This is a genomic window from Rhizobacter sp. P1_G5, from assembly GCF_056405435.1.
In genome coordinates, this window is sequence record NZ_JBFUCB010000157.1 from 1 (window position 1) to 10,731 (window position 10,731).

General features: G+C 69.6%; 10 protein-coding genes. All 10 read right to left on the reverse strand.

Annotation, left to right across the window (positions count from 1 at the left end; genetic code table 11):
* A partial coding sequence (locus AC1D12_RS13275) for an RICIN domain-containing protein (protein ID WP_477840876.1) occupies positions 1-632 on the reverse strand: 632 nt, incomplete at its 3' end.
* 369 nt (positions 633-1,001) lie between these two features.
* Positions 1,002-1,841, reverse strand: coding sequence for an alpha/beta fold hydrolase (locus AC1D12_RS13280; protein ID WP_477827126.1), 840 nt, complete (start codon positions 1,839-1,841; stop codon positions 1,002-1,004).
* 8 nt (positions 1,842-1,849) lie between these two features.
* Complete coding sequence (locus AC1D12_RS13285) at positions 1,850-4,039, reverse strand: 3-hydroxybutyrate oligomer hydrolase family protein (RefSeq protein ID WP_477840878.1); 2,190 nt, start codon at positions 4,037-4,039, stop codon at positions 1,850-1,852.
* Positions 4,036-5,088, reverse strand: a complete 1,053-nt coding sequence (locus AC1D12_RS13290; RefSeq protein ID WP_477826288.1) for a branched-chain amino acid ABC transporter permease — start codon at positions 5,086-5,088, stop codon at positions 4,036-4,038. The genes AC1D12_RS13285 and AC1D12_RS13290 overlap by 4 nt, the downstream gene beginning before the upstream one ends.
* Before the next feature lie 8 nt (positions 5,089-5,096).
* Positions 5,097-6,092 (reverse strand): branched-chain amino acid ABC transporter permease, encoded by a 996-nt coding sequence (locus tag AC1D12_RS13295; RefSeq protein ID WP_477826283.1) that lies wholly within the window; start codon positions 6,090-6,092, stop codon positions 5,097-5,099.
* Positions 6,089-6,817, reverse strand: a complete 729-nt coding sequence (locus AC1D12_RS13300) for an ABC transporter ATP-binding protein (protein ID WP_477840880.1) — start codon at positions 6,815-6,817, stop codon at positions 6,089-6,091. Before AC1D12_RS13300 ends, AC1D12_RS13295 begins: the two co-directional genes overlap by 4 nt.
* Positions 6,814-7,557, reverse strand: coding sequence for an ABC transporter ATP-binding protein (locus AC1D12_RS13305; protein ID WP_477826285.1), 744 nt, complete (start codon positions 7,555-7,557; stop codon positions 6,814-6,816). Before AC1D12_RS13305 ends, AC1D12_RS13300 begins: the two co-directional genes overlap by 4 nt.
* 8 nt (positions 7,558-7,565) lie before the next feature.
* Positions 7,566-9,005 carry an extracellular catalytic domain type 2 short-chain-length polyhydroxyalkanoate depolymerase gene (locus tag AC1D12_RS13310; protein WP_477826286.1) on the reverse strand — a complete coding sequence of 480 codons (1,440 nt, stop codon included), beginning with the start codon at positions 9,003-9,005 and terminating at the stop codon, positions 7,566-7,568.
* A 33-nt stretch (positions 9,006-9,038) separates the two neighbouring features.
* A complete protein-coding gene (locus tag AC1D12_RS13315) occupies positions 9,039-10,220 on the reverse strand; it encodes a substrate-binding domain-containing protein (RefSeq protein ID WP_477840884.1) in 1,182 nt (393 codons plus the stop codon).
* Between the two features lie 231 nt (positions 10,221-10,451).
* Positions 10,452-10,731, reverse strand: a 280-nt coding sequence (locus tag AC1D12_RS13320; protein WP_477840882.1) for a lytic transglycosylase domain-containing protein, incomplete at its 5' end; no start/stop codon positions are given.

Below are 10,731 nucleotides of genomic sequence, written 5' to 3' on the forward strand. Positions count from 1 at the left end.
GTGTACTGGCCGATCGCGAGCGCGCCGCGCGCGCTGCCGCCGCGCGGGAACAGCAGGAACTGCTGCGCCGCATCGCTGCTGCTGCAGCCGGCCTGCTGCAGCTGGGCGCCGTCGGCGTTCGAGCGATCGGCGATCGTCACGCACTTGCCGCTGGCCGCGCTGACCCAGCGGAAGCGGTTGCCCAGCACCCGCCACGGGCGAAAGCGCTGCGCGTTGGTGCCGTTGTCTGTCCACTGGTGGATGGCCGCGCCGTCGGCACCGGAGCTGCCCGACAGGTCGAACACCTGGCCGGTGCCGGCGTTCACGAGCTTCACGGCGCCGCCGGCCTGGGTCGTCAGGTCGAAGGCCTGCGTGAGGCCGGTGCCGCAGGTGGCCTGCTGGATGCGGCCGCCGTCGGGCGTCGACGGAACGGCGTCGACGCACTTGCCGCTTTGCGCATTGACGAGCACGTAGCGGCCGGGCGCGATCACCGGCGGCGCATCGCCGACCGCCTCGGCGGTCTCGCGGTTGAGCGCCGCATCGGATGCCGACCCGGCCGACGGGTTGCTGCCGCCGCAGGCGGCCAGCAGCAGCGAAACGGCCAGTGCGGCCGCGGTCGGCGTCGCGTGCAGCGTCGAATGAATGTGGCACATGGGATGTCCCTCTCCGATTCTTGTGCGCAGCGGCCGATCGGCCGCGCGTGTGAAACCGGTTCCATTCTTCCGCGCCGCCGTCCCGGCAGGCATCGCAATTGGCAAGCGTGTGAAAGCAGGCGTAAGGCAAGAGCGCGCTGGCGCTGAGTCCCCTCCCGTTCGGGCTGAGCCTGTCGAAGCCTTTGCCCGATGCGAGCAGACCCTTCGACAAGCTCAGGGTGAACGGATTGTCCCGTTCGGGCTGAGCTTGTCGAAGCCTTGGTTCGATACGAACGGGCCCTTCGACAGGCTCAGCGCGAACGGTGGTGCTCCATACGAACGGGGTCTTTGCGCCGCCAAACTTGAGGTCGCAGTTTGCGACCTCAAAACTCACGGCGCCATCAGGAACCGCTCCACCACCGTCAGTTGCTCCGGCACGTTCAACGCCGGCGCATGCCCGCAGCCCGGCACCGTCACCACCTGCGCGCGCGGGCCGCGCTGTCGCATCTGCTCGGCCACCTCGGGCAGCAGCAGGTCGGAGTGCTCGCCGCGCAGGCACAGCACCGGCAGCGTCAGCGTGTCCCATGCGTCCCACAGCCGGTAGTCGTCGTCGTGGTGGGTGAACTGCATCACCATCGCCGGGTCGTAGTGCGGCGTCACGCGGCCGTCGGGCAAGCGGCGCGTCGAGGTCTCGGTGAGGCGCCGCCACTGGCCGTCGCTCAGCCAGCCGTACGGCTGGTAGATCTTGCGGAAGTACTGCTCCAGCTCGCTCACCGTCTCGAAGGCTGCCGGCCGCCCTGCATAGCCGCGGATGCGCGCGAGCGCCGGCTCGGCCAGCTCCGGGCCGTTGTCGTTCAACACCAGCTTGCGGATGCGGCCGCGCAAGGCACCGGCCGCAGCCAGCGTGCCGATCGCACCGCCCATCGACGTGCCCACCCAGTGAAAGTCGTGCAGCCCGAGCTGGTCGACCAGCGACACCGCCTGCTGCGCGTAGAACGCCAGGCAGTACTCGCGCTCGGGTTCGCGGCTCCATTCGCTCAGGCCGCGGCCCAGCGTGTCCGGGCAGATCACCCGGAAGCGCTGCGACAGGTGCGCCGCCACCTCGTCCATGTCGCGGCAGGTGCGTGCGAGGCCGTGCCACGCGATCACCGTCTCGGCACGGCCGGCGCCCCACTCGGTGTAGTGGAGTTCGCGGCCCTCGCAGGCCAGGTAGTGCGACGTGAAGGCCACGACGGCTTTCAGTTCGGGACGGACACCGACGTGCCGCTGAACCCGATCTGGTCCGCCACCAGCGGCGCGGCGCTGATCGCCGGCACGTTGCCCGCGGTGATCATCGGCGCCGCGCTCGGTGCGCCACCACGCGGCGTTGCGCGCACCACCTGACTGGGCGGCAGCGCGGCACCGGTCTTCAGGTGCGCATACATCGCGTCCATCGCCCGGTTGAAGTACACGTGCAGCGGCACGAACCGTGTGTCGAAGCCTGGGAACGACAGGAAGCCGTCGAAGTGCTGGGCGTTCGCCACCTCGATGTAGCCCAGCTTGCTGGCCGCCGCCTCCACCGTCTTGTTGAACGCCACGTAGGCGCGCGCGTTGTTGTTGACCGGCACCAGCGCATCGCTGCGGCCCGCCACCACCAGCGCCGGCTTCGCGCGCAGGTTGCCGTTGACCACCACCTCGGCCATGCCGGCCTGCACCGCCGCCGCCTGCGCCGCGGTCGGACGCGTCGACGACGCGGTGGCCGTCAGCGCCGCGCCGGTCTCGTCGACGCCGGTCACCAGCGCACGCTGGCACAGCGCGTTGTCTAGGCCGAAGTCCTGCACGCCGGTCGACACCGAGATCGCGGCCGACCACAGCTTCGCGCCGCCGACGGAATCGTTGTAGACGACGCTGGCCGGCGACCCGTTGGCGGTGCCATTGCCGGTCGCGAAGCTCGGCGCCTTGCTCGCCGCGAGAGCTGCGATCGGGTTGCCGCCCGCATCCACCTGCGCGAAGCTGGTGTTGCACAGGTTGTCGGTCACCGAGAAGCGACCGTACATCATCGGGTACATCGCCGACAGGATCGGCCCGTTGCCGAGTGCGTAGTGCGCGTTGTGCATCTGGTCGTTGTCGGCGGTCCAGCCATAGGCGCGCAGCTTGGCCAATGCGTCGGCCGATTGGGCCGCCGTGTCCGCGCCGGTCACCAGGCCCTTGGCCGCGAGGCCCGCACAACGCGCCGCGGCCTTGCCGGTCTGCGCGGTCGCCACCAGGTAGTTGAAGGTCGAGGTCTCGGCCATCGCCGCGCCGGCCGCCAGCGCGGCGCAGGGCTGGTAGAGGTTGCCATAGGTCGTGAAATCCCCCAGCTTCTTGCCGTAGCCGATGACCGCCGCGCCGCCGAACTCCACGCCGTAGCCGGTGGTGGTCGGCAGCTCGGTCACCGGCTCGCCGGCGACCACGCCGTCGATCAGGCCCGTCGCATCGGCCTCGGCCGCGCGCAGCACCGCCGCGCCGCCGTTCGACACCGAGCCGGCGATCACGATCGTGTTGGCCGCGGTGAACGGCAGCGGCGCCGCCGCATTGCCGTAGCGGTCGTTCAGCGCATACAGCCCGTAGGCGGCGGCCACCAGCGTGTCGCTGCCCCAGTCCTTCTCGGCGTTCTGCTGCGAGTGCGCCTGCTTCAGCGACAGCCGGTTCGGGAACAGCGCGTTGAATGTGGCACGCGCGGTGTCGGTCACCGCAGCGGCGAACGACGCTGCCGCGCCGGCCGCGGCCCGCGTCGCGCGCGTGCCGTCGATGCGGTTCACCGTGTCGTCCGCCATGTCGTACAGCCCCATGCCCTTGCCGGCATCGGTCAGCGCGACCGCGCAGCCATGCTTCAGGCCCCACTCGGCCGAGGTGGCGATCGCGCCGTACACACCGCGCGAACCGGACGACGGGCCGAGCACGAGGCACGGCGCGCTCTGGTTGAAGCTGTCGGGGATCTGCACCGCGATCGCGACCCGCTTGGTGCCGGCCGCGTTGTCCAGCACCGCGACGTACTCGCGGCCCGGGATCAGGCCCTCGCCGGTCGTCGCCTGGCCTGTCACATCGACGTTCGGCCCGTACAGCGTGCCGTAGCCGCCGCCGGCGCTGATGTCGACCAGGCCGCGGTAGTTGCTGAAGAGGGCGTTGCGGCGCAGCTCGGCGGCGGTCGGGTTCAGCGGATCGGCGTAGGTGGGTGCCGCGCCGCCCAGCCCGGACTTGCCGAGCCCGCCGGTCAGCAGGTCCTGCGTCGCGGCAGTGCTGCCGCTGCCGGTGCTGGTCGCGGGATAGTCCGTCATCGATTGCTGCGTGACGTTGGCGGGCAGTGTGTTGACGGGGGGTGGCATGTCGTCGTCGCTGCCGCAGCCGGCGACGGCAACGGCAGACAGTCCGAGGGCGGCGAGCGTGAGCGGGTGCAGGTTCATCTTCATGGCGATGTCTCCTTCTTGGTGTGAGGGGCCGGCTGGCTTGTCCGCATCGCGCGCAGCCGCCCCACGATCCCGTTCGGGAAGTGGTAGACCGACAGCACGAAGAGAACCCCGAGCCACAACAGCCAGCGCTCGGGCGAGATCAAGGTGGAGAGCAGCGGCACGCCGCCCACCAGCGGCGCGGCGAGCGCCATCAGGTTCTGCAGGTAGCTCTGCGCCAGCACGAACAGCAGGCTGCCGACGACCGCGCCGTAGACGCTGCCCATGCCGCCGATCACGACGATCAGCAGCACGTCGAGCATGATCTCGAAGCTCAGCGACGTGTCCGGCCCGTTGTAGCGCAGCCAGAGCGCGAGCACGCAGCCGGCGAGCGTCGCGAACAGCGCCGACAGCACGTTCGACAGCGTGCGGTACACCACCGTGCGGTAGCCGATCGCCTCGGCGCGGAAGTCGTTCTCGCGGATCGCCTGCAGCACGCGGCCGAACGGCGAGTTGACGATGCGCAGCATCGCGAGCACCAGCGTCAGCGCCACGGCAAACAGCAGGTAGTACGCGACCCGGCGATCGCCCAAGGCCTCGGGCAGCCGGAAGCTCAGCCCGTCTTCGCCGCCGGTCCAGTCCGACAGCTGCGACGCGAGCGTCAGGAAGGCCGAGGCCACCGCCAGCGTGATCATCGCGAAGAAGATCGCCTTCACGCGCAGGCTGAACAGGCCGATCAGCAGCGACAGCACGAGCGACACCGCGAGCGCCGCCAGCATGCCCACCGCCAGCGCGCCCCAGCCCGGCCCGAGCCGCGTGCTGGCGATCGCGATGCCGTAAGCGCCGATGCCGAAGAACATCGTGTGCGCGAAGCTGACGATGCCGGTGTAGCCGAGCAGCAGGTCGAAGCTCGCGACCAGCACGATGAAGACCATCACCTTGGCCGCGACGTTCATCGCCTGCGTGCCGGGGAACACGAACGGCGTGGCGGCCAGGCCGAGCACGATCGCGGCCAGCAGCACCGTGAGCACGCGGCTGCGCGGCAGGTCGTGCGACAGCAGGCGATCCAGCAGGCGCGCGCTCATCGCGAACTCACCGGGTACAGCCCGCGGGGCCGCCACAGCAGCACCGCGACCATCAGGCCGATGTTCGAGAACAGCGCGACCTTCGGCCACAGGAAGCCGGTGTAGTTGGCCAGCAGCCCGACCAGCAGCGCGCCGACGAAGCAGCCGAGCGTCGAGCCCAGCCCGCCGATGATGATCACGATGAAGATCAGCACGTTCAGCTGCGCGCCGATCTGCGGCACCACGCCCTGCTGGTACAGCGCCCACAGCGAGCCGCCGAGCCCGGCCAGCGCCGAGCCGGCGACGAACACGCCGACGAACAGCGTGCGCACCGGGTAGCCGAGGGCCTCGACCATCTCGCGGTCCTGCACGCCGGCGCGCACCAGCAGGCCGAGCTTGGTGCGGTTCAGCGTGAACAGCATTGCGGCCAGCACGACCGCGCCGAGGCCGGTGGCCAGCAGCCTGAACTTCTCGACCGACGCGTCGCCCAGCGCCAGCACGCCGCGCAGCGCCTGCGGCAGCGACAACGGGATCAGCGCCGGGCCCCAGATCGCCTTGATCAGCTCCTCGCCGATGATCATGCCGCCCATCGTGATCAGGATCTGCTTCAGGTGCTGGCCGTAGACCGGGCGCACCAGCACGCGCTCGAAGGCCCAGCCCACGGCGGCGGCGAGTGCCATCGCGGCCAGCATCGCCGGGAACAGCGCGGCCAGGTTGAGCCACAGGCTGTCGGCGCCGGTCCAGTCGGCCAGGCCGCCGAGCACGCTGGTGGCGATGAAGGCGCCGAACGCGATGAACACGCCGTGGCCGAAGTTCAGCACGTCCATCAGCCCGAACACCAGCGTCAAGCCCGATGCGACGATGAAGACGATCATCCCCATCGCGAGGCCGGCCACCGTCAGCGTGAGCCAGCTCGACGCAGAGCCGATCAAGGGCCAGGCGGCGAGTGCGAGCAGCGGCACCAGTGCGATCGGCAGCAAGTCGAACGACGAACGGGGCAGCGTGCTGCTCATGCATGCGCTCCCAGCGAGAGCCCGAGCAGGCGGTGCTGCAAGGCTTCGTCGTCGGCCAGCTCGGCCATCGCGCCGCGGTGCACGATGCGGCCGCCGTCCATCACCGCGACACGGTCGCCGAGCGCGCGCGCCATCGCGAAGTTCTGCTCGACCAGCAGGATCGTCGTGCTGGTCGCCTTCATCTCGCGCAGCGCCGCGACCAGGTTCTGCACGATGGCCGGCGCGAGGCCCTTGCTCGGCTCGTCGATCAGCAGCAGGCGGCGCGGCTCGATCATCGCGCGCGCGATCGCGAGCATCTGCTTCTGCCCGCCCGACAGCGCGCCGGCCGGTTGCAGCCAGAACGTGCGCAGCGCGGGGAACAGGCCGCACAGCCAGTCGAGGCGCTGCGTGTCGATGTCGGCCAGCGAGCGGGCACCGCGCGCGGCCAGCAGCAGGTTCTCGCGCACCGTCAGGTCGCCGAAGATGCCCATGTTCTCGGGCACGTAGGCGATGCCGCGCTGCGCGATGCGCGGCGTGCCGAGGCGCGTGATGTCGTCGCCGTCGAATGCGATGCGGCCGGCGGAGGCCGTCCACAGGCCCATGATCGTGCGCAGCGTGGTGGTCTTGCCGGCGCCGTTGCGGCCGAGCAGCATCGTCACCTGGCCGGCCGGCACGTCGAGGTCGACGCCCTGCAGCAGGTGGTAGGCGCCGACGTGCGTGTGCACGCCCTGCAGCGAGAGCGTCATGCCGCCAGCCCCAGGTAGGCCTGCCGCACGACCGGCGACGCGATCACGAGCCCGGGCTCGCCGTCGGCGACGAGCTGCCCGTTGTGCAGCACGACGATGCGGTCGGCCAGTTCGCGCACCACGTCCATCTTGTGCTCGACCAGCAGGATCGTGCAGTCCGCGCGCGCCTTCAGCTGGCGGATCAGGTCCAGCACCACCGGCACCTCGTCGACGCTCATGCCGGCGGTCGGCTCGTCGAACATGAAGACGCTCGGCTCCAGCGCCATCAGCATCGCCACCTCCAGCTTGCGCTGGTCGCCATGCGGCAGGCTGCCGGCCGGTTGATCGGCCCGGGCTTCGAGGCGCACCTGTTCGAGCAGCTGCTGCGTGCGCTCGAGCACGCCGCGGTGGTCGCGCCACACCGACCACAGGTTCAGGCCGAGTCGTGCGCGCGATTGCACGACGAGCCGCACGTTCTCGCGCACCGGCAGGGCGGGGAACAGCTGCGTCAGCTGGAAGGCCCGGCCGATGCCGCGCCGCGTGCGCGCGGCCGGGCCTTCGGCGGTGATGTCGATGCCGTGCAGCCGCACGCGGCCGGCCGTCGCGCGCAGCTGTCCGGAGATCAGGTTGAACCAGGTCGTCTTGCCGGCACCGTTCGGGCCGACGATCGCGGTCAGCGTGCCGGATTCGAACGTGCAGCTGACGCGATCGACCGCGACGTGGCCGCCGAAGCGGATGGTGAGGTCCTGGGTCTCGAGCATCGCGGCGGTCAGGGGCAGGTGCCGATCACGTAGTAGTTCGTGCCGGTCATCTTCAGCGTCGTCGTGACAAAGAGATTCCACAGCCCCATGTTCTGGTTCGAGCCGTTGGCGAGCGCATAGCCGCCCTGCACGTGCGCGCGGTTGGCCGCGACGTGGGCGTAGTTGCTCGCGGTGGTGCAGGTGGCGGCCGGCGGCGCGCCGGTGGTGGTGCCGGTGGCGGCGCCGGACGACGGCCCTTCGACGCCGCTGCCGTCGACCGCCTTCACCGTCCAGGAATACGTGGTGCCGGCGGCGAGGCCGGTGTCGGTGTAGCTCGTCGCGGTGACGAGGCTCGCGTTGACCTGGTTGCCGCCGCGGTACACGTTGTAGCCGCTCGCGCCGCTGACGCTTCCCCAGCTGATCACCATGCTGCTCGCCGTCGCGCCCGAGGTGCCGACGCCCGCCGGTGCCGGCAGGCCGGACGGTGCCGAGCCGCTGCCCAGCGTCGTCATCATCGCGCGCACCGCCGCCATCTGCGGGCCGGATTTCTTCGCGTAGTTCGCGTTGTCGTACCCCCACCAGTCCCAGCAGCTGTTGGTGGCCTGCGTGCTGGTCTGCGGGTAGAGCACCACGATGCCGTTGGTGTCGGCCCAGCGGTTGTAGCCGGTGTTGCGCACGTACTGCTGGCCGACCAGCGCGGTGTTCTGCTGGCAGCCGTGGAACACCACGTGCAGCTTGCACACAGCGCCTGTGCTGCAGCTCTGCGGCACGTAGACCCAGCCGGTGGTGGCCATGCCGTGGCCGGTGATGAAGGCGGTCTGGTCGAACTCGGTGAACGTGCCGGACAGCGTGCCGTTGTTGCGCGGGTTCAGCGTGCCGTGCAGCTGCTTCAGGATCTCGCCGGCGAGGTCGAAGTCGCAGTCGTTGATGTAGGGCGACGCGGTCGTGGCGCAGCTGCTGCCGTAGTCGTCGGTGATCATCGCGTGGCCGGACGCGATGGTGTTCTTGTAGAAGAGGTTCGCCGCCGGCACGAAGCTCTGGTAGTAGGTCTTCAGGTCGTTCATCACCGCCGGCTTCACGGTGTTGTCCGAGGTGCCGGAGTAGAGGTAGACCTTCGAATTGGCGAGGTTGGCGACCGGGTCGATCAGGCCGCTCGTGGCCCAGCTGTTGGTGGTGCTGACGAGGCTGCTGACGGGGATGGTGCTCGCGTGCGTCATGCAGCGGCCGGTCGCGTTGACGATCGATCCCTCGGCGCAGTAGTACGGCCCGCCGGCCACGATGCCGGCACCGCGCTTGAACGTGGCCGAGTAGGCGACGTGCATCTGCACGGCCATGAAGCCGCCGGAGGACAGGCCGGAGACGCTGACCTCGGCGGGGTCGATCTGCAGCTGGGGCAGCGGAGTGGCCTGACAGGCCGCGGCAAACACGAGCGAGGCTGCAGCCCCGATCCTGGCGAACCGGTTCTTCATCGTGGTGTCTCCTGGTTGTGGGGCGGACCTTGCTCAGCGCCTGTTGCGGATCGGCACGTCCATCTCTTCGGGCTTGATCTCGCGCACCAGCTCCGGCACGCCCCAGGCGAAGGCCGGGTCGGCCTTGATGCGGAAGTGGTACATGCTCTGCATCGCCTGGTGATCCTCCTTGCGGAACACCATGCGGCCCTTGGGCGTCTCGAAGGCCATGCCTTCCATGGCTGCGATCAGCTTGTCGGTGGCCGTCGCGCCCTGCGTCTTCTTCAGCGCCTCGACGACCGCGATCGCCGCGCTCATGCCACCGGCGGTGAAGAAATCCGGCGGCGCCTTGAATTGCTTGTAGTGATTGGCCACCAGCCATTCGTTGACCGGGTTCTTCGGGATGCCGAAGTAGTAGTACGTGGCGCCTTCCATGCCGGGGAAGTTCTTGTACGCGGCCATCGCAGGCAGGATGTTGCCGCCGGCCGCGATCTCGATGCCGTGGCGCTTCAGGTCGAGGTCGGCGATCTTGAACGGGTTGCCGACCCCGGCCCACAGGATCCAGATGATCTTGCGGCCGGGCTGGTCCTTCAGCTTGTCGATCAGGCGCTGCGCACCGGCGGTGAAATCGGTGGTGCTGGTCGGCAGGTACTCGCCGTCGATCAGCTTCGCCTTCTTGATCGACTCCTTGAAGGCCTTCACGCCGTCGCGGCCGAAGGCGTAGTCCTGCGCGAGCGTCGTGATCGTGACGCCGGGCTTGTCGAGCGCGACCGCGTTGGCGATCGCATCCTGCGAGCTGTTGCGCCCGGTGCGGAAGATGTAGCGGTTCCACTTGTCGCCGGTGATCGAATCGGCGACCGCGGGCTCGACCAGCAGCAGCTTCTTGTACTCCTCCGCCACCGGCAGCAGCGCCAGCGCGACGCCCGACGACGACGGGCCGACCGCGATGTCGGCGTTGTCGTCGCCATAGGCCGCGGCGAGCTGGCTCTTGCCGACGTCGGGCTTGCCCTGATCGTCGCGCTCGATCACGATGAGCTTGCGGCCAGCCACCGTCATCGTGCCGCCGGTCGCGTAGTCGAGGCCCATCATGAAGCCGGTCTGCGTCTGCTTGCCGTAGGCCTCCAGCGGGCCGGTCTTGCTGTAGACGTGGGCGATGCGGATGTCCTTGGGCTGCGCCAGCGCGCCGGTGGCGGCGATGGAAAGCCCGGCCAGGGAAAGGCAGGCCAGCAGCGCCATCGGGCGCCGTCGGGTCGCGGTCATGCTGTCTCCTGTTTTATTGGAATGGTGATGCGCGTGCACCATCACAGCGCAAGCGACGTGCCACACCTGGCGATCGTGCGCCACGCCGTTCAAGCCCTTGAGTGGCAAGGACTTTGTGTCAGCAGCTTCGGGTTGTCCCGGGGGCCGCGCCAGGCGGCAGTGGATGGAACGCGGACAGTGCGCACTGTCCGCCGAGCAGGCAAGTGCCTAGAACTTGCGCATCGAGGCGAGCTGCGGCGAGGCCTCGGTGACTGCGGTGTCGAACGGGTGCGTCAGCATGCGCGACGACTTCAGGATGCGACTCACGTAGCCCAGCGTCTCGGCATACGGCGGCACGCCGCGGTAGCGGTTCACCGCGCCTTCGCCGGCGTTGTAGGCTGCCGCCACGAGCGTCACGTCGCCGCGATAGTAGGCGAGCAGCCAGCGGATGTAGGCGAGGCCGCCGCGGATGTTCTGCGCCGGGTCGAACGGCCGCTTCACGTTGAAG